General features: G+C 68.3%; 19 protein-coding genes. 9 read left to right on the top strand and 10 right to left on the bottom strand.

The features are described 5' to 3' along the window. Positions 1 to 3: 3 nt before the first annotated feature. Positions 4 to 714, bottom strand: a complete 711-nt coding sequence (locus JL108_RS06960; RefSeq protein ID WP_087624348.1) for an IclR family transcriptional regulator — start codon at positions 712 to 714, stop codon at positions 4 to 6. Between the two features lie 58 nt (positions 715 to 772). On the opposite strand from JL108_RS06960, the gene leuC reads away from it, so the two are divergent. The 6 genes from leuC (at position 773) to JL108_RS06930 (ending at position 5,246) form a co-directional block, all read left to right on the top strand. Further along, complete coding sequence (gene leuC, locus JL108_RS06955) at positions 773 to 2,185, top strand: 3-isopropylmalate dehydratase large subunit (protein WP_143914340.1); 1,413 nt, start codon at positions 773 to 775, stop codon at positions 2,183 to 2,185. Between the two features lie 2 nt (positions 2,186 to 2,187). Then, on the top strand, positions 2,188 to 2,787 hold the full coding sequence (gene leuD / locus JL108_RS06950; RefSeq protein WP_205196367.1) for a 3-isopropylmalate dehydratase small subunit: 600 nt from the start codon (positions 2,188 to 2,190) through the stop codon (positions 2,785 to 2,787). A 203-nt stretch (positions 2,788 to 2,990) separates the two neighbouring features. Next, positions 2,991 to 3,311: a hypothetical protein gene (locus tag JL108_RS06945; RefSeq protein ID WP_143914342.1), complete on the top strand. Its 321-nt coding sequence runs from the start codon at positions 2,991 to 2,993 to the stop codon at positions 3,309 to 3,311. Between the two features lie 35 nt (positions 3,312 to 3,346). Further along, on the top strand, positions 3,347 to 4,084 hold the full coding sequence (locus tag JL108_RS06940) for a 1-acyl-sn-glycerol-3-phosphate acyltransferase (RefSeq protein ID WP_205196366.1): 738 nt from the start codon (positions 3,347 to 3,349) through the stop codon (positions 4,082 to 4,084). Next, positions 4,084 to 5,085 (top strand): NAD(P)H-dependent glycerol-3-phosphate dehydrogenase, encoded by a 1,002-nt coding sequence (locus JL108_RS06935; RefSeq protein ID WP_205196365.1) that lies wholly within the window; start codon positions 4,084 to 4,086, stop codon positions 5,083 to 5,085. Before JL108_RS06940 ends, JL108_RS06935 begins: the two co-directional genes overlap by 1 nt. Next, complete coding sequence (locus tag JL108_RS06930) at positions 5,082 to 5,246, top strand: hypothetical protein (RefSeq protein ID WP_205196364.1); 165 nt, start codon at positions 5,082 to 5,084, stop codon at positions 5,244 to 5,246. The genes JL108_RS06935 and JL108_RS06930 overlap by 4 nt, the downstream gene beginning before the upstream one ends. 6 nt (positions 5,247 to 5,252) lie before the next feature. Here the strand turns inward: JL108_RS06930 and JL108_RS06925 are convergent, their stop codons facing one another. After that, positions 5,253 to 6,296 (bottom strand): PLP-dependent aspartate aminotransferase family protein, encoded by a 1,044-nt coding sequence (locus tag JL108_RS06925; RefSeq protein ID WP_205196363.1) that lies wholly within the window; start codon positions 6,294 to 6,296, stop codon positions 5,253 to 5,255. A gap of 36 nt (positions 6,297 to 6,332) precedes the next feature. On the opposite strand from JL108_RS06925, the gene JL108_RS06920 reads away from it, so the two are divergent. Next, a complete protein-coding gene (locus JL108_RS06920) occupies positions 6,333 to 7,400 on the top strand; it encodes a D-alanine--D-alanine ligase family protein (protein WP_143914346.1) in 1,068 nt (355 codons plus the stop codon). Positions 7,401 to 7,407: 7 nt separating this feature from the next. Here JL108_RS06920 and JL108_RS06915 read toward each other — a convergent pair whose 3' ends face one another. Next, positions 7,408 to 7,644, bottom strand: a complete 237-nt coding sequence (locus JL108_RS06915) for an Lrp/AsnC ligand binding domain-containing protein (protein ID WP_143914347.1) — start codon at positions 7,642 to 7,644, stop codon at positions 7,408 to 7,410. Positions 7,645 to 7,726: 82 nt separating this feature from the next. Here JL108_RS06915 and JL108_RS06910 point away from each other — a divergent pair, with 82 nt between their 5' ends. Continuing rightward, entirely contained in the window at positions 7,727 to 8,677 is a 951-nt protein-coding gene (locus JL108_RS06910; protein ID WP_205196362.1) for a thiamine-phosphate kinase, read from the top strand. 93 nt (positions 8,678 to 8,770) lie between these two features. Here JL108_RS06910 and JL108_RS06905 read toward each other — a convergent pair whose 3' ends face one another. The 7 genes from JL108_RS06905 to JL108_RS06875 all read right to left on the bottom strand — a co-directional run bounded on the left by JL108_RS06905 (position 8,771) and on the right by JL108_RS06875 (position 15,140). Then, positions 8,771 to 9,256: a DUF2505 domain-containing protein gene (locus tag JL108_RS06905; protein WP_143914349.1), complete on the bottom strand. Its 486-nt coding sequence runs from the start codon at positions 9,254 to 9,256 to the stop codon at positions 8,771 to 8,773. Further along, the gene (locus tag JL108_RS06900) at positions 9,253 to 10,032 is read right to left on the bottom strand and encodes a PspA/IM30 family protein (RefSeq protein WP_205196361.1); all 780 of its coding nucleotides are present in this window, start codon (positions 10,030 to 10,032) and stop codon (positions 9,253 to 9,255) included. Before JL108_RS06900 ends, JL108_RS06905 begins: the two co-directional genes overlap by 4 nt. Before the next feature lie 101 nt (positions 10,033 to 10,133). Next, positions 10,134 to 11,504: a TRAP transporter large permease gene (locus JL108_RS06895; protein ID WP_205196360.1), complete on the bottom strand. Its 1,371-nt coding sequence runs from the start codon at positions 11,502 to 11,504 to the stop codon at positions 10,134 to 10,136. A 28-nt stretch (positions 11,505 to 11,532) separates the two neighbouring features. Continuing rightward, the gene (locus JL108_RS06890) at positions 11,533 to 12,108 is read right to left on the bottom strand and encodes a TRAP transporter small permease (RefSeq protein WP_205196359.1); all 576 of its coding nucleotides are present in this window, start codon (positions 12,106 to 12,108) and stop codon (positions 11,533 to 11,535) included. Further along, positions 12,105 to 13,139 carry a TRAP transporter substrate-binding protein DctP gene (dctP, locus tag JL108_RS06885; RefSeq protein WP_205196358.1) on the bottom strand — a complete coding sequence of 345 codons (1,035 nt, stop codon included), beginning with the start codon at positions 13,137 to 13,139 and terminating at the stop codon, positions 12,105 to 12,107. Before dctP ends, JL108_RS06890 begins: the two co-directional genes overlap by 4 nt. A 28-nt stretch (positions 13,140 to 13,167) precedes the next feature. Then, complete coding sequence (locus JL108_RS06880; RefSeq protein ID WP_205196357.1) at positions 13,168 to 13,917, bottom strand: enoyl-CoA hydratase/isomerase family protein; 750 nt, start codon at positions 13,915 to 13,917, stop codon at positions 13,168 to 13,170. Further along, positions 13,914 to 15,140 carry a CaiB/BaiF CoA-transferase family protein gene (locus tag JL108_RS06875; protein ID WP_205196356.1) on the bottom strand — a complete coding sequence of 409 codons (1,227 nt, stop codon included), beginning with the start codon at positions 15,138 to 15,140 and terminating at the stop codon, positions 13,914 to 13,916. The genes JL108_RS06880 and JL108_RS06875 overlap by 4 nt, the downstream gene beginning before the upstream one ends. A gap of 69 nt (positions 15,141 to 15,209) precedes the next feature. On the opposite strand from JL108_RS06875, the gene JL108_RS06870 reads away from it, so the two are divergent. Further along, on the top strand, positions 15,210 to 17,138 hold the full coding sequence (locus JL108_RS06870) for a helix-turn-helix domain-containing protein (RefSeq protein WP_205196355.1): 1,929 nt from the start codon (positions 15,210 to 15,212) through the stop codon (positions 17,136 to 17,138). Positions 17,139 to 17,242 lie beyond the last annotated feature (104 nt).

The following is a 17,242-nucleotide window of genomic DNA, read 5'->3' as shown; positions in this document are numbered from 1 at the left end:
TGCTCAGCGCCGGAGGTTCTGCGACAGTCGCTCGGCGGCGGCGACCACGGCCGGGGCGTGCATGCGGCCGGGTTGGCGGGTCAGGCGTTCGAGGGGGCCGGAGACCGACACCGCCGCGACGACCTTGCCGGAGGGGGAGCGGACCGGCGCAGAGACCGAGCCGACGCCCGGCTCGCGCTCACCGACGCTCTGGGCCCAGCCGCGCCGGCGGACGGCTGACAGCTCCGAGGCCGCGAAGGTGGCCTTGAGGAGGCCCTTGTTCATGCGCTCGGGATCCTCCCAGGCGAGGAGGATCTGCGCCGCCGAGCCGGCAGCCATCGTCAGCTGCCCACCCACCGGTATCGAGTCGCGCAGGCCGGTGGGGCGATCGGCAGCGGCGACACAGACGCGGAAGTCGCCCTGCCGGCGGAACAGCTGGGCGGACTCGCCGGTGATGTCACGGAGACGGGCGAGGACGGGCCCGGCAGCGGCGAGCAGGCGATCCTCGCCGGCGGCCGCCGCCAGCTCGCCGAGTCGGGGTCCGAGGATGAACCGTCCCTGCATGTCGCGGGCGACGAGGCGATGGTGCTCGAGCGCTACCGCGAGGCGATGGGCGGTCGGGCGAGCCAGTCCCGTGGCGGCGACGAGGCCGGCGAGGGTGGCGGGCCCGGGTTCCAGGGCGGCCAGCACGAGTGCCGCTTTATCCAGAACGCCGACTCCGCTAGAGTTGTCCATGACTTGATACTGCCGTATCGCATGTTGAGACGCAAGTCAGTAATCCGGAAGGCACCACATGTCGAAGACACTCGCTGAGAAGATCTGGGACGACCACGTCGTCCGCCAGGCGACGGGAGAGCCCGACCTGCTCTTCATCGACCTCCACCTCCTGCACGAGGTGACCAGCCCTCAGGCGTTCGACGGGCTCCGCCTCTCCGGGCGCGTGGTTCGTCACCCCGAGCTCACCCTCGCCACCGAGGACCACAATATCCCCACGACCGACCTCGACAAGCCGATCGCGGACCCGGTCTCGCGGACTCAGGTCGAGACCCTGCGGCGCAACGCGTCGGAGTTCGGCGTGCGGCTGCACCCGATGGGCGACATCGAGCAGGGCATCGTCCACGTGGTCGGCCCGCAGCTCGGGTTGACGCAGCCGGGCATGACGATCGTCTGCGGCGACTCGCACACCTCCACGCACGGTGCCTTCGGATCGATCGCCTTCGGCATCGGCACGAGCGAAGTCGAGCATGTGCTGGCGACGCAGACCCTCCCGCAGGCCAAGCCGAAGATGATGGCCGTCGAGGTGACCGGACAGCTGCCCGAGGGATCCACCGCCAAGGATCTGATCCTCGCGCTCATCGCGCAGGAGACCACCGGCGGCGGGCAGGGCTATATCGTCGAGTACCGCGGAGAGGCCATCCGCGCGCTGACGATGGAAGAGCGCATGACGGTCTGCAATATGTCGATCGAGTGGGGCGCCAAGGCCGGTCTCATCGCCCCCGATGAGACGACCTTCGAGTACATCAAGGGCCGCCCGCACGCTCCCGAGGGCGAGCAGTGGGACGCGGCGGTCGAGTACTGGCGCAGTCTCGTCACCGATGACGATGCCCACTTCGACAAGGTCGTGACGCTCGACGCCGCGCAGGTGACCCCGTTCGTGACATGGGGAACCAATCCGGGCCAGGGCGTGCCGCTGTCGGATGCGGTGCCCAGCCCGGCCGACTTCGACGATCCGACCCAGCGCGAGGCTGCCGAGAGCGCGCTGCGCTACATGGGGCTCGAGGCGGGAACGCCGATGCGCGACATCAAGGTCGACACCGTCTTCATCGGCTCGTGCACCAATGGCCGGATCTCGGATCTGCGTCGCGCCGCCGAGCTCATCAAGGGCCATAAGGTCGCCGACGACACTCGCGTGCTCGTGGTGCCCGGCTCGGTGCGGGTGCGTCTGCAGGCCGAGGAGGAGGGCCTGGACGTCGTCTTCAAGGATGCCGGAGCCGAATGGCGTGGTGCCGGCTGCTCGATGTGCCTGGGCATGAATCCCGATCAGCTGACACCGGGTGAGCGCAGTGCATCGACGTCCAACCGCAACTTCGAGGGCCGTCAGGGCAAGGGCGGGCGTACTCACCTGGTCTCGCCGGATGTCGCCGTCGCCACCGGGGTCCTCGGCCACCTGGCCAGCCCCGCCGATCTGGAGAAGGCAGGAGCCTGAGCATGGAGAAGTTCACCCAGCACACCGGTGTCGGCGCCCCGCTGCGGCGCTCGAATGTCGACACCGACCAGATCATCCCCGCGGTCTATCTCAAGCGCGTCACCCGCACGGGCTTCGAGGACGGGCTCTTCGCCGCCTGGCGCAGCGACCCGGAGTTCGTGCTCAACCAGGATGTCTACCGCGACGCGACGGTGCTGGTGGCCGGCCCCGACTTCGGCACGGGCTCCTCGCGGGAGCACGCCGTCTGGGCGCTGCAGAACTACGGCTTCAAGGTGGTCATCAGTCCGCGCTTCGGTGACATCTTCCGTGGCAACTCCGGCAAGGCCGGTCTGCTCGCCGCGCAGGTCGACGACAAGGTCGTCGCGGCGCTGTGGGACTACCTCGAGGCCAACCCGGGCGCTTCGGTGAGCGTCGATCTCGAGGCGCGCACGGTGAGCGCGGGGGAGGGGCCGGACCGGATCGAGGACTCCTTCACGATCGACGACTACACGCGGTGGCGTCTGCTCGAGGGCCTCGACGATATCGCGATCACGTTGTCCCATGAAGACGACATCGTCACCTACGAGGGCCGTCGGCTCAGCTTCAAACCCGCGACGCTCTAGGCGTTTTCGCAGATGAGGGGCCGTCCAGCAGTGCGCTGGGCGGCCCCTCCTGCGTCTGCGTCATCGCGAGGTTGTACCTTGTATAGAAGACAATGTTTAAGAGGTACCTGCTCGGGTGTGGACAACCACGCGATGATGACGCGATCTGTCTGTCCACCGTCCTATGGTCAACCACACCCAGCCCGCAGACGGAGGAAGCAGCCATGTCGTCCCTACCCCCATCCCAGCATTTCCCGCTCTGGTGCGAGAAGGCGCACGCACCCGATGACCCGCCGGAAGCCCGGTACCACGAGCAGATCCTCGCCGATTTCCCGGCGATCATCGGCACGCAGGCCGATATGGAGCAACCGCCGGTGCCCGATGCCGACGGTCTGATCGTGCGCCGGATCCGCCACTTCGACTCCCCATCCACCTGGGTCGCCATCGAGCCGGCAGAGACCGGCGAGAACGGCCTCTTGGTTCACGAGGATGCCGCGATCCTGCTGCACGACGCTCTATCGGCGGTGACGCGCGAGCTGGGGTGATCCCGGCTCCGGTCCGCGACCGGTAGTCTCGGGGCATGGCCGCTCGTTCCATGCCGCGTACGCTGCGCGTCGTCGTGTGGATCCTGAGGCCCTTGTTGATGGTCCTCACCAAACGAGACTGGCGTGGAGCCGAGCGCCTTCCAGAACCCGGCTATGTGATCGCGGCCAACCACCTCTCGTGGACCGACCCGGTGCTGTTCGGGCACTGGATGGTCGATCACGGGATCGTACCGCGCTATCTGGCCAAAGATCCGCTCTTCCGTGTCCCGGTGCTCCGGAGGATTCTGCTCAATACCCAGCAGATCCCGGTGTACCGGGGCACCGAAGGGGCCGCGGAGTCGATGCGGGCCGCCGTTGACGCAGTGGCGGCCGGCGGCATCGTCACGATCTATCCCGAGGGCACGATGACCCGTGATCCCGAGGTGTGGCCGATGAGCGGGCGAACGGGCGCGGTCCGCGTGGCGCTCGCCACGGGACGACCCCTCGTACCCATCGTGCAATGGGGGCCTCAGGACATCCTGTTTCCCTACGACAAGCGCCTACGACTCTTCCCGCGACGGACCTATCGTGTGCTGGTCGGAGAGCCGGTCGACCTCGACGATCTGGGCGCTGACCCGAACGAGGCACAGATCGTCGCGGCAACCGGGCGTCTGATGGACGCGCTCACCGACCTGTTGGCCGAGGTTCGCGGCGAACGCCCCACCGGCCCACGCATCGACATTCACACACTCGGTGCGCCGCGCACCGGATACCGCCCCGAGGAGGAGCGCTGATGGTGACGACCGCTGTGATGGGTGCTGGTTCCTGGGGCACCGCCTTCTCGATCGTCGTCGCCGACGCCGGAAACGAGGTGCGCCTCTGGGGCCGTCGCGAGGAGCTCTGCGAGGCGATCAACCGCACGCACGAGAACCCGGACTACCTCCCGGGCATCCAGTTGCCGGAGACCGTCGTCGCCTCACACGACGAGGCTGAGATCCTCCGCGACGCACAGGTGGTGGTTCTCGCCGTGCCCTCGCAGCAGTTGCGCGAGAACCTGACGCGATGGGCGCCGATGCTGCGCGACGACGCCGTGCTGGTGAGTCTCATGAAAGGCGTCGAGCTCGGCACGCACAAACGCATGACCGAGGTGATCGCCGAGATCACCGGCGCCGGTCCTGAACGGATCGCCGTCGTCACCGGGCCGAACCTGGCCAAGGAGATCGCTCGCCGCGAGCCCGCGGCCAGTGTCGTCGCCTGCGAGGACGCCGGGGTGGCCGGGTTCCTGCAGAAGTGGTGCCACACCGAGTCCTTCCGTCCCTATACCAATACCGATGTGATCGGCTCCGAGCTCTCCGGCGCCACCAAGAACGTCATCGCGCTCGCGGTCGGCGTCTGCGATGGTCTCGGTTACGGAGACAACTCCAAGGCATCGGTCATCACGCGCGGTCTCGCCGAGACCACCCGGCTCGGCGTGCGGATGGGCGCGGATCCGATGACCTTCGCGGGCCTGGCCGGTCTCGGCGACCTCGTCGCCACCTGCTCGTCGCCGTTGTCCCGCAATCGCACCTTCGGGCAGAAGCTCGGCGAGGGCATGAGTGCCGCTCAGGTCGCCGAGCAGACCCGGCAGGTCGCCGAGGGCGCCAAGTCGTGCACCTCGATCGCGGAGCTGGCGAGCCTGCACGGCGTCGACATGCCGATCGTCGAGCACGTGCGAACACTGGTCAACGACGAGATGACCCCCGACGAGCTCGTCGCCGCGCTCATCAGCCGTGAGGCGAAACCCGAGATCCGGTGACGCCGCTGCGGCTCGGGCGCGCGGTGCTGGGGCTCGCCGTCATCGTGATGGGCGGCCTGCTGCTCATCACCGGATCCGTCCACCGGTTGCTCGCGGCTCTGCTGACGGTCGCGGGCCTGCTCCTCGTCGTCGCGGCGATCACGCTGTCACGACGTTCCTGACCACGATCAGGCCAGGGCGGCCTCGATATCGGACCAGAGATCCTCGACATCCTCGATGCCGACCGACAGACGGATGAGACCGGCCGGGATCGAGGGAGCCTCGTTCGCATGACGCCGTCTGCGTTCCCACGTGGATTCGACACCGCCGAGGCTCGTGGCATAGCGCACCAGCCGGCTCGACTCGGTCGCTCGCTGAGCGCGCTGATCGTCGTCGAGCACCAGGCCGATGATCGTGCCGAACCCGGGATAGCGGACCTCGTCGACGAGGGGGCTCGCCGTCAGCCGTTCGGCCAACTCGCGGGCGTTGCTCTCGGCACGATCCAGGCGCACCGCCAGCGTGCGCAGGCCCCGCGTCGTCAACCAGGCCTCGAGGGCTCCCGGGATGGCCCCATGATCGTGACGATGCGCGCGCAGCGCGGCGTACAACTCGGGGTCACGGCTGATGGTGAGGCCCAAGATCACGTCGCTGTGCCCCGCGAGCAGTTTCGATGCCGAGTGGGTCACGATATCGGCGCCGAGCTCCAAGGGGCGTTCGCGTAGCGGGGTCCGGAAGGTGTTGTCGACCGCGACGAGGGCCCCGGCATCGTGGGCCGCGGCGATCAATGTCGGCAGATCGGCGACCTCCATCGCCGGGTTGGTCGGCGATTCCAGCCACACGTGAGTGGCGCCGCGCATCGCATCGACGGTGGAGGGTGTGTCCGACACGTCGACGAGCCTGACCTCCACGTCACCGCGCTGGCGGAGCTGGTGCGTCGTTCCGTAGTAGCCATGTGTCGGGGCGACGACCACACCGCCGGCGGGAACGAGGGAGAAGACCGCGGCAGAGGCCGCGATGCCGGAGGCGAAGGCCAGCGCGTCCCCGCCCTCGAGCTCGCCGACGATGGTCTCGAGCGGCGCCCAGACCGGGTTCCCGGCGCGCGCGTACTCCGCGTCGCCGCCGGGCACCAGCGCGCTCGCGAGCGTGATGGGGGCGCTGAGCGGGTCCCCTGGGGCGTGGGGCCGTCCGGCGGACACGGCGATGGAGGCGGGGGAGAGGTCGCGTGGCGTCATGGGTCCATTCTCCTCGCACCGGTAGTGTGCTGTTCGATGACCGGTACAGAGCGTGTGCGCGTGGCAGTGGTGTTCGGTGGGCGTTCCAGTGAGCACGGGGTTTCGTGCTCGACCGCCCGTGAGGTGATGGCGGTGATCGACTCGTCCCGCTACGAGGTGCTTCCCGTGGGGATCACGCCTACGGGGCACTGGGTCGAGGAGACCGGGGTCTGGGATGACCTCCCCTCCGGCACGCTGCCCTATGTCCGCGATGATCGGCCCGATTTCTCGTGGGATCGGTTGCAGCACGAGGTGGACGTCGTCTTCCCGCTGCTGCACGGACCCTGGGGCGAGGACGGCACCATCCAGGGCATGCTGGAGATGGCGGGCGTGCCCTACGTCGGCGCTGGCGTTCTCGCGAGCGCCGTGGCGATGGACAAGCCCTTCACCAAGACGGTGTTCTCCGCGGCCGGACTCCCGCAGTTGCCCTATGTCACGATCCAGCCGTGGGAGTGGGATGCCAAGCGTGAGCGCACCGTCGCTCGGGTCCACGCCCTCGGGCTGCCCGTGTTCGTGAAGCCGGCGCGGGCAGGGTCGAGCTCGGGCGTGACCATGGTGAGCGATTGGGGCCACCTGGAGGATGCCGTCGAGGGGGCGCGCAAGCTCGATCCCAAGGTGATCGTGGAGGCCGCCGCCCGCCACAAGCGCGAGGTCGAGTGCGCGGTGATCCAGGATCTCGGCGGCATGCCGATCGCGAGCGAGGTCGGCGAGATCGTCGTCGACGACAGCATCGGCCACACCTACTACGACTTCGAGGCCAAGTACCTCGACGGCACCAGCCAGAACGTCATCCCCGCGGAGATCAGCACCACGCAACGCGATCGGATCCGGGCGTACGCCCTGCAGGCCTTCGACGCGATCGGCGGGGAAGGGCTGGCGCGGGTGGACTTCTTCCTGACCGACTCCGTCGACGGAGGCCTGGTCATCAACGAGATCAATACGATGCCCGGGTTCACGCCCTACTCGATGTTCCCGAAGGCCTGGGAAGCCAGCGGGATCGCGTACCCGGAGCTGGTGGAGCGACTCCTCGCGCTCGCGCTCGGCCGGAGCACGGGCCTGCGCTGAGGTCGACCTAGATCCGCACGACCGGGCAGGTGAGTGTCCGGGTGATGCCGGGGACCTTCTGGATGTGCGAGATCACCAGCGCGCCGAGCTCGTCCACGCTGGGTCCTTCGATCCGAGCGATGACGTCGTAGGGACCGGTGACATCGTCTGCCACGACGACGCCGTCGACATCGGCGATCGCGCGGGCGACCTCCGCCGCCCTGCCGACCTCAGTCTGAACGAGGATGTACGCCTGAACAGCCATCGGTATTCCCTCCTATGAGACCGCCACGACACGCTATCGCAAACGGCTCAGTCGCGCCCCTCTCGGCTGGGACAATCAAGGCGTGAGCAACGACGATCAGACCATCGCCGCCATCGGGGAGTTCGGACTCATCGACCGAGTGACGAGGTCGATCGGGTCGAGTGAGTACGTCTTGCTCGGCCCCGGTGACGACGCCGCGCACGTGGCGACCGCCGACGGGACCTTCGTCGTGAGCACCGACATCCTCATCGAGGGCCGTCATTTCCGTCGTGACTGGTCGTCGGCCCTGGACATCGGCCACAAGGCGGCGGCCGCCAATCTCTCGGACATCAACGCCATGGGTGGCGTGGCCACGGCGCTGACCATGGCCTTCGCGGCTCCGGCGGATCTTCCCGCCCAGTGGGCCGACGACATGGTGGTGGGTTTCGAGACCGAGTGCGCCACGGTCGGCGCCCATCTGGTCGGTGGAGATGTGTCGGCCGCCGATCAGGTGGTCATCTCGGTCACGGCATTCGGTGATGCTGAGCGTCCGGTCACGCGAGGGGGAGCGCGCGCCGGGGACGTGGTGGCGTACGCGGGCACCCTCGGACTGTCGGCGGCCGGTTATGCCGCGCTCAGCCGCGGTTTCCGGTCGCCCAAGGTGGCCGTCGACGGGCATCGGCGGCCCTCCCCGCCGTATGCCGCCGGTCCGGCGGCGGCTGCTGCCGGAGCCACGTCGATGATCGACGTGAGTGACGGTCTCTTGGCCGATCTCGAGCACATCTCCCGGTCCAGCGGCGTGGCGATCGATATCCAGGCCGAGCGTCTCGACATCCCGGAGGCCGTGGCGACGCTGGCGAGCGCGCTGGGTGGTCTCGATCCGCTCGGCTTCGTCCTGGGCGGGGGCGAGGACTTCGCGCTGGTCGCCACCTTCCCCGGCGATGCGAAGGTTCCGGCCGGCTGGACCGTCATCGGCGCCGCTTTCGCGGGCGAGGGTGTCACCGTCGACGGGGAGCCCTACACCGGCTCGACGGGGCATCGCCACTTCGCCTGAGCGCAGGCGCCGGACATGATGGTGGCGTGCCACGCGGAGGGGGTCGCGTGACACGCCACGAAGATCGTCCGGCCTGGCTGCGGCCCGGACGGGTCAGAGCCGAGCGGTGCCGAGCTCCACGTCGGTCTCCAAGGCCTTGACGATCGCCTTGCCGACGACCGGTTCGATCTTCTTGCCGACGAGCGGGATGGACACCTTGACATCGCCATCGACGACGAACTCGGTGGCGTCCCCGCTGCCGTTGAGGGTCGCGGTGCCCTTCATCTGGGCGGGTTGGCCGAGGATCTCGACCTTCACATCGGCCGAGCGCCCACCGGCGGAATCCGCCGGGCCCCAGGCCTCGGTCTGGACGACCTTGACGGAGTTGCCGGTCAGCTTCTTGACGAACTCGGGCATGTCATCGGCCGGCATGGTGCGCTTGATCGTGACGGTGTGCCCGCCGCCGTCGGCTACGACGTTGACGTCGTAGTCCGTCGATCCCTGGGCCTCACAGCCGGATTCGCGGAACGAGGGGTCGACGATCAGCGCATAGACCTCCTCGATGGCAGCGGGATAGGTGTAGCTCTCGCTGAGCTTCATGCGGGGTTCTCCGTTTCGTCCGGTTGACTGGTGAGGGAGCTCTGCGGGGTGCTCGATCCGGCGCCGAGCTGCTTGAGTTCGGCCAGTCGTGCCTCGACCTCGAGCTGGGTGGTGTCCAGCTCGAGTTCCTCGAACTGTGCGTCGATGCTCGAGGACGCGAGCTCGGCCTGTCCGGCGACCTGGGCCTCCACCCGGCGCACCTTGTCCTCGAATCGCGACAGTTCGCTCGTGGGATCCAAGATATCGATCGACTGAACTGCCGACTGCACCTGCGCCTGAGCTTGCGCGGTCTTCTGGCGAGCGACGAGCTGATCGCGCTTGACCTGCAATTCGCCGAGCTTGCCGCGCATCTGCACCAGACCGGTCTTGAGCTTCTCGACGACCTCGTTCTGCGACTCGATCATCGGGGCCGCCTGCTTGGCCTCGGTCTCGTGCTGGATCTGCTTGCCGAGTGCGACCTTGGCGAGGTTGTCGAAGCGGGAGGCCTCGCCGTCCTGCCCGCTGGAACGCAGCGCGTCGGCCTTCTGCGAGGCGGCGAGGGCCTTGGCACCCCAGTCTTTGGCGTCCCGCACGTCCTCGGCGTGGTCGGACTCGGCGAGACGCAGGTTGCCGATGGTCTCCGCGACGGCCTTCTCGGCCTCCGCGATCGAGTTCGTGTAGTCGCGGATCATCTGATCCAGCATCTTCTCGGGGTCTTCGGCCCGGTCGATCAGCGCGTTGATGTTGGCGCGGGTCAGTTGGGCGACGCGGCCGAGGATGGACTGCTTCTGAGCCATCGGTCACTCCTTCGTCTGGACGATGATTCGAACCTACCGGGTGATCGTCACTCATGTGAGAACCACACGGTGATGATCACCCGGTAGGGGCGCGCGCGGCGTCAATACAGCAGCTGCGGCAGCCAGGTCACGATCCCGGGAAACACGGTGAACAACAGGATCGAGAGGGCCAGGACACCGACATAGGGGAGCGCGCCGATGAGGATCTCCTTGAGGGGGATCTGCGGGGCGACGCCTTTCAGGACGAAGAGGTTGAGCCCGACCGGTGGCGTGATGAGCCCGATCTCCATGTTGATCGTCATGATGATGCCGAACCAGATCGGATCGAACTCGAGCCCGACGATGAGCGGGAAGATGATGGGCGTCACCATGACGATGATCGACACCGGGGGGAGGAACAGGCCGAGGACGAGGAGGAAGAGGTTGATCGCCAGGAGCACCAGCCATTTGTTCATGTCCAGGCCGGTCACCCACTGGGCCAGGGCCTGAGGCACCGCCATGAAGCTGAGGACCGTGGCGATGACCGCCGAGAACGCGGTGATGAGCAGGATCATCGTGGACTGGTTGGTGGTCTCCAGCAGCACCGAGCGGAACTGCCGCGGGGTCAGGCCCCGATAGCCCACGACGACGAGCAGCAGGACCAGCACGACGCCGACCGCGGCGGCCTCGCTGGGGGTCGCGATGCCCGCGTACAGGACGACGAGGACCGCGAGGATCAAGGCGAGCACCGGCATGATGCGGCCGAGGCTGACGAATCGTTCCTTCCACGAGTAGCTGACCTCGGGGAGCTGGGTGTCCGCTGGGGGCGGGCCGGCGTCCGTGCCGCCCCCGACGGTCGCCAGCGCGAACTTCCGCTGCCGTGCGTCGTCGAGGGACTTCGCGATGTACAGCCACACGCAGAACAGCATCGTGATCACGATGCCCGGGATGATGCCGGCGGCGAAGAGTTGGCCGATCGACTGTCCTGAGGCGACGCCGTAGAGGATCAGGGTCACACTCGGCGGGATGAGGATGCCGAGCGTTCCGCCCGCGGCGATCGCGCCGGCCGCGATCCGGCCCGAGTAGCCGCGCTTGAGCATCTCGGGCACGGCGACGCGGCCGATGGCCGCTGCGGTGGCGGGGCTCGACCCGGTCAGCGCAGCGAATACCGAGGAGGCGAGGACGCTGCTCATTCCGATCCCCCCGCGGATTCTCGACAGCCACACCTCGCCGGCCTCGAAGAGGCGCCGGCTCGCTTTCGATCCGCCGAAGAGATTGCCCATCAGCACGAAGAGCGGGATCGCCAGCAGACCGAAGTCGTTCAGCGATTCGAAGACGAACGAGCCGAAGAGGTCCAGCTGTGAGGCGTCGAGGTAGAGGACGATGGCGATCAGGGCGGTCAGCCCGAGCGCGAAGGCGATCGGCATGCCCGTCATGAACAGGACGATGGCGATGATGCCGACGACGGCCCCGTGCAGGAGAGACTGATCCATCTGGAAATCCTTAGTGGTTGGGTGGGATCTAGTGGCCGGCGGAGCGCCGCACGAGTTCGGCGGCCTCGGGCTCGCCCCGGCGCAGGCAGTCGATGGCGTCGACGATCTGACGGACGTATTCGAGCGCGAGGAGGAGCATGCCGAGCGGGAGGATCGCGTAGACGACGCCCAACGGAGGTCCCCAGCTCGTGGTGGCGTGGTGTCCGTTCGCGGCGGCGTGCCACCACATCGATGTCGCGGTGACGGCGACGATGGCGATGACGGCGACCGAGAGCACCGCTGTCGTGACACGTGCGATCAGACGCTTGCGCGGTTCCAGCAGTTCGACGAAGAGATCCACGCCCACGTGGGCACGGTGCTTGAGACCGTAGGCGCTGCCGATGAAGGCGACGAGGATCAGCAGATAGGTGGCCGCCTCCGTCTGCCACAGCGTGGGCGCCTTGAAGAAGTAGCGCATGATGACGCCGTGGAGCACCGCGCCGGTCGCGACGATGAGCGCGATAGCGCTGAGATACCCGGTGCCGTCGGTGAGCACGGAGATCCAGCGCAGGGGCGAGCGCTTCGTCGCCGCGGGCGAGGGGCTCTCCTCCGGGCGCGGGTTCACTGGTCTTCTCCGGCCTGTAGGGCGAGGTCGAGCAGTTCCTGGCCTGCGGGGACCTTCTGCGCGAAGTCGGCCCAGGCGCTCTGCTCGCTCAGATCACGCCACTGTTCGAAGGCGGCCGCGTCCATCTCCACCACTTCAACGCCGGCCTCTTCGAGCGTCTCGCTGGCCTGCCGGTCGTCCTCCTCGGAGGCGTCGAAGGCGAACTCCTGCAGTGAATTGCCGACCGATTCGAGCGCCGACTGCTGCTCGGGGGTGAGCTTGTCCCAGGCGCCGTTGCTGATGATCAGCGGCTCCATGATGAACCAGATGCTGTGATCGGTCGGCGCCGTGTAGGAGTCGATCTGCTCTTGCAGGTTGAACGAGACCGTCGACGACGCCGAGGTGGTCACGCCGTCCAGGACGCCGGTCTGCATCGCGCTGTAGATCTCATTGGAGGGGAGGCTGGAGACACCCGCGCCGGCCGCCCGCAGCACCGTCTCGGTCGAGGTGCCGGCGCCGCGCATCACCATGCCCCGACGGATATCGTCCGGCGTGACGATCGGATCGCCCTTGGTGGCGAAGGCCCCGGAGTTCCAGACCCAGGTGAGGATCTGGACGCCGCGCTCGTCCGCGAGGCTCTCGACCCGTTCGCCGATGGGCGAGTCGGGCCACGTGCGTGCCTGCGCGTGGTCGCGGACCAGGCCGGGCATCATCGTGATGTCGAACTCCGGCGCCTGTCCGGAAGCGTAGGAAAGCGGGAACACCGACATGTCGATCGCTCCGGTGGACAGCGCCTCGAACTGCTCGTTGGCGCCGATCAGGCTGGCATTCGGGTAGACCGTGATCTCGACGGCACCGCCGGTCTCCTCCGCGGCCTCCTCGGCGAAGCGGTTGGCCAGTTCGGCTCGGAAGTCGTCCTCGGGCCACTGATGCGACAGCCGGAGCTTGACGGTGTCCGACCCGCCCGCGCCACCGCTTCCGCAGGCGCCCAGAGTGAGCCCGAGGCTCACGACGGCCGCCGTCACGATCGCCGATGGTGTGTATCTACGCATGATGTCTCCTGGTTGGGCTCGGGTGGCGCTAGTTGAGGAATGCTTGGGCGCCGCGGGCGACATCGCCGGCCATGAACGACTCGATCATGGGCGCCGAGAGCCGCGGCAGGTCGTCGCGAAGCTCGTGGCCGAGGGCCATCTGCTTGATGCCGGTGAGCGCGAACGCCGAATGGTGACGTAACCGTGCCGTGAGGCGATCGATGCGGCGGTCGAGCTCCTCGGGGGCCGTGACCTCGTGGGCGATGCCGGTGCGAAGGCAATCCGCCGCGTCGAGGGTCTCGGCGGTGAGAAGAAGGTAGCGGGCCGTCGAGCTGCCGACGAGTTTCGCCAAGCGCTCGTAGGTGAAGTGGTCGGGTACGACCCCCAGACCGGCGAGAGGTAGCTGGAACCGCGCGGTGTCGTCGGCGATGCGCAGGTCTGCCGCGAGAGCGATCTCGGCGCCGCCGCCCGAGGCGATCCCGCTCAGCCGGGCGATGGTGGGAACCGGGCAGCTCGCGATCGCCGTGAGCGCTCCGACGACGGCCTGACAGAAGGCTTCGGCCTCGTGACGGCTCTGGGTGGCACGGTAGACCTCGCGCAGGTCGGCCCCGGCGGAGAAGGAGCCGTTCGCCCCCGTGATCACGATGCACGCTGCCCCGTGGTCGACCAGCTCGGTGAGCAGAGTCGGCAGCTGATTCCACATGTCCGTGGTGAGGGCGTTGTGCTTCCCCGCGCGGTCCAGGACGACGACGCCGATACCGTCCTGGACGGTGCCGCGCACGGGCTTCGTGGCCGTCATCGGGCGGCCCGCCCGCTCACCTGTTCGCCGGCTCGCACCCTGTCGGAGGCGAGCAGAGCGTCGATGCGCTCGGGGGACAGCCCGAACTCGGTGAGCACCTCGACGGTGTGCTCGCCGAATCCAGGGGCGGGGCGCCGGATCCACATGGGGACGTCGTCGATCCGCCAGGGACCGCGCAACGTGCGGGACGGCCCGAGATGCGGATGGTCGAAGTCGGCCACCATCTCGAGGGCCTGGATCTGGATGTCGTCGAAGACCCCCGCCAGATCGTGGATCGGACCGGCCGGCAGTTCGGCTGTACGGAAGCGTTCGAGCCAGTGGGCGCTGGGATGCCCGGTCAGCCGCTGCTCGATCACCTCTTTCAGAGCGTGGCGATTCGCGCTGCGCGAGCGGCCGTCGGCGAATCGCGGGTCGGTGAGCAGGGAGGGCTCTTGGAGGATCTCGCAGAGCCGCTTCCACTGCCCGTCGGTGGCCACCGCGAGGTTGACCGGGGCGTCTTCGGTGCGGAACGCGCCGTAGGGCGCGATGACCGGATGTTCGTTCCCGACCCGTGGCGGGATCTCGCCGAGATTGAGGTAGCGCTGCGCCTGGAAGGTCATGACGCCGAGGACGCTCTCCAGCAGCGAGGTCTCGACGCGTGAGCCACCGCCACCGCGTTCGCGTCCGAAGAGCGCGCCGGCGACCCCGATCGCGGTGAACATCCCGGAGAGGAGGTCGGCGATCGGGAGGCCGGAGCGCATCGGCTCGCCGTCCGGGGTGCCGGTGACCGACATCAGGCCGGCCATGCCCTGGGCGATCTGGTCGAAGCAGGGATCGTCGCGCAGTGGTCCTCGGGGGCCGAAGCCGCTCACACTCGCGACGACGAGGTCCGGGTAGTCGCGAGCGACACTCGACGGTCCGAAGCCCAAATCGTCGAGGACACCCGGTCGGAAGTTCTCGACCAGCACGTCGGCATCGCGCACCAGGTCGTGCAACAGCTCCCGTCCGTCCTCGGAGTGCAGGTCGACGGCGATCGAGCGCTTGTTCCTGTTGACCGACAGGTGGTAGAGGCTGATATCGCCGTCATAGGGTCCCCAGCTCCGGATCATGTCGCCGCCGAGGGACTCGACCTTGATGACATCCGCTCCGAGATCGGCCAGCAGGGTCGTGCAGAAAGGGCCCGCCAGGGCACGTGTCAGGTCGATGATGCGGATGTCCGAGAGTGGCTGGGGCGCTGAGGGCATGGCACAGAAGTTAAGCCGAAGCGTCGAGACCGTGTACATGTCTTCAAGGCCATGATCTAATCCCTCGATATGTGCTCTGGGTCACTCGCCGGTGCTATCGGTCGGCTGCTGAACGCGGTAGAGGGTCTCGACGATCCCGGGCCCGCCCTCGACGAGGCGGAGCGGGAGCTGCGGCGCATCGGCGAGCCCATCGGGGACCTGCGTCAGGAGGTGACGGAGCTGACCTGGAAAGCGGCGGCCCGCCGTGATCGGGAGGACGGGCTGCGGGCCCTCGTGAGGACATCCGAGCAGTTGCTGAACGTGTCGGCCGTCGACGAGCTCCTCGACGTCATCGCGCGGGCGGCACGCGAGCAGCTGCGTTGCGATGTCGCCCATCTGAACATCCTGGGGGAGGACGGCATGGCCACCACCCGCACGTGCGTGGGTGCCTTCACCGAGGCGTTCCGGCGTCAGCGGACCGCGTCCGGGTCGGGCATCACGGGCTTGGTCGCGACGACCAGGAGCGCGTATGTCTCCGAGGACTACATGGTCGATCCTCGCATCACGCACGACCCCACCGGTGACGATTCGGTGGGAGCCGAGCGACTCCGCACGCTCGTGGGCGCGCCGCTGTTCCGAGGTGAGACGGTGATCGGCGTGCTCGTCGCGAGCTACCGGTCCCCGACGACGATCTCGACCGAGCACTTGGGCACGCTGAACGCACTGGCGTCCTTCGCGGCTCTCGCGCTCAGCGGCGCGCAGGTGCGTGACGAACGAGAGACAGCGCTGGCCGAGCTCCAGCACGCCAATGTCGTCGTGCGAGACAACAACGACCTCCTCGAATGGTCGAGTGCGGCACACGACCGGATGATGCGGTTGCTCCTCGAGGGAGCGGACGTGGAATCGGTGGCCGAGGCGGTGTGCTCGCTCATCGGCGGAAGCGTGCTCATCCGCGATGCCGAGGGAGCGATATTGGCCGGCGGGCCGGAGGAACTGGCCGCCAGCCTTCCGCGTGTCGAGCGAGAGGCGTCCGAGCCCGGAGGCCGCCTGAGGCGCTGGGGGGAGGGTGACACGCGATGCTGGCTGGCCCCGGTGGTCGCGAGTGGTGAGGTGCTCGGGTCTCTCGTCCTGGTGAGACCGGCCCGAGAGCCCGGCGCGGACCTGAACCCGCTGGAGGAACGCACGCTCGAACGCGCCGCGATGGTGTGCGCGCTGAGGATCCTGCTGGATCGGTCGATCTTCGAGGGCGAGCTGAGGGTCGCCGGAGAGGTCGTCGACGATCTCGTGGCCGGGGGTGAGCGTGGGGCGCGCGCGGTCGCACGAGCTGGCCGGTTCGGGCTGGACGTGCGAACACCGTGTGTCGTACTGCGGGCCGAGTCCACCGCGAATGCCGCCGGGTTCCTGCGTGCGGCTCAGCGGTTCGCCCGGAGGCTGGGTGGGCTCGCCGGAGCCGGCCGGCCGGTCCATCAGCTCACCGTCGTCGTCCCGTGTCCGGAGTCGACCTCGCCGGAGGCGGTCGCCGAGTCCTTGTGGACCGCGCTGGCCGAGGCTGGGCCCGAGGCCCCGCGCGTCGGCGGGAGTACCGTCGCGTCCTCTCCGGACGGGCTCGTCGCGGCCTATGCGGAGGCGAGCGACTGCCTGACAGCGGTACAGCGTCTCGCCGCCCGCCGCCGCTGGGGAACACCAGGATCGCTGGGCTTCATCGGATCCTTGCTGAGCACGAACGGTGGCTCCTCGCTGAGCGCTTACGCGGGCTCGGTGCTGGAGCCGGTCCTCGACTATGACGCGCGGCGGGGCACCGTCTTGGTGGCGACGCTGGAGGCCTATCTCGACTCCGGGCGGAGTCTGCAGCAGGCCGCCGTGATGTTGAACGTCCACCGCAACACGGTGCAGCAGCGGCTGGAACGCGTCGGTTGGCTCCTCGGCACCGACTGGCAGGACGTGGACCGGGTCCTGGAGATCCACCTCGCACTCCGGCTGCATCGCGTACGTGCGGGCACGGGGCCTGCGCCAGGTTAGTACGGGAGCGCGGTGGATTGACGGGGAGCGGCGCCGCGGAAGTCTGGGCCCTGTGCCCAGCGGCCGGGTCAGGTTCTCTTTCGTCGTCTACGGCGCGGATGCGC

This window comes from Aeromicrobium sp. YIM 150415 (genome assembly GCF_016918125.1).
In the GTDB taxonomy this organism is placed as follows: Bacteria; Actinomycetota; Actinomycetes; order Propionibacteriales; family Nocardioidaceae; genus Aeromicrobium; species Aeromicrobium piscarium.
Note: the sequence above shows the minus strand (reverse complement) of the source record. Positions and strands in the feature narration are given on the sequence as shown.

Bases quoted from the DNA above. Each gene is read 5' to 3' on its own strand.
- JL108_RS06960 (WP_087624348.1), bottom strand. From the start codon at position 714: ATGGACAACTCTAGCGGAGTCGGCGTTCTGGATAAAGCGGCACTCGTG.
- leuC (WP_143914340.1), top strand. From the start codon at position 773: ATGTCGAAGACACTCGCTGAGAAGATCTGGGACGACCACGTCGTCCGC.
- leuD (WP_205196367.1), top strand. From the start codon at position 2,188: ATGGAGAAGTTCACCCAGCACACCGGTGTCGGCGCCCCGCTGCGGCGC.
- JL108_RS06945 (WP_143914342.1), top strand. From the start codon at position 2,991: ATGTCGTCCCTACCCCCATCCCAGCATTTCCCGCTCTGGTGCGAGAAG.
- JL108_RS06940 (WP_205196366.1), top strand. From the start codon at position 3,347: ATGGCCGCTCGTTCCATGCCGCGTACGCTGCGCGTCGTCGTGTGGATC.
- JL108_RS06935 (WP_205196365.1), top strand. From the start codon at position 4,084: ATGGTGACGACCGCTGTGATGGGTGCTGGTTCCTGGGGCACCGCCTTC.
- JL108_RS06925 (WP_205196363.1), bottom strand. From the start codon at position 6,296: ATGACGCCACGCGACCTCTCCCCCGCCTCCATCGCCGTGTCCGCCGGA.
- JL108_RS06920 (WP_143914346.1), top strand. From the start codon at position 6,333: ATGACCGGTACAGAGCGTGTGCGCGTGGCAGTGGTGTTCGGTGGGCGT.
- JL108_RS06915 (WP_143914347.1), bottom strand. From the start codon at position 7,644: ATGGCTGTTCAGGCGTACATCCTCGTTCAGACTGAGGTCGGCAGGGCG.
- JL108_RS06905 (WP_143914349.1), bottom strand. From the start codon at position 9,256: ATGAAGCTCAGCGAGAGCTACACCTATCCCGCTGCCATCGAGGAGGTC.
- JL108_RS06900 (WP_205196361.1), bottom strand. From the start codon at position 10,032: ATGGCTCAGAAGCAGTCCATCCTCGGCCGCGTCGCCCAACTGACCCGC.
- JL108_RS06895 (WP_205196360.1), bottom strand. From the start codon at position 11,504: ATGGATCAGTCTCTCCTGCACGGGGCCGTCGTCGGCATCATCGCCATC.
- dctP (WP_205196358.1), bottom strand. From the start codon at position 13,139: ATGCGTAGATACACACCATCGGCGATCGTGACGGCGGCCGTCGTGAGC.
- JL108_RS06880 (WP_205196357.1), bottom strand. From the start codon at position 13,917: ATGACGGCCACGAAGCCCGTGCGCGGCACCGTCCAGGACGGTATCGGC.
- JL108_RS06875 (WP_205196356.1), bottom strand. From the start codon at position 15,140: ATGCCCTCAGCGCCCCAGCCACTCTCGGACATCCGCATCATCGACCTG.
- JL108_RS06870 (WP_205196355.1), top strand. From the start codon at position 15,210: ATGTGCTCTGGGTCACTCGCCGGTGCTATCGGTCGGCTGCTGAACGCG.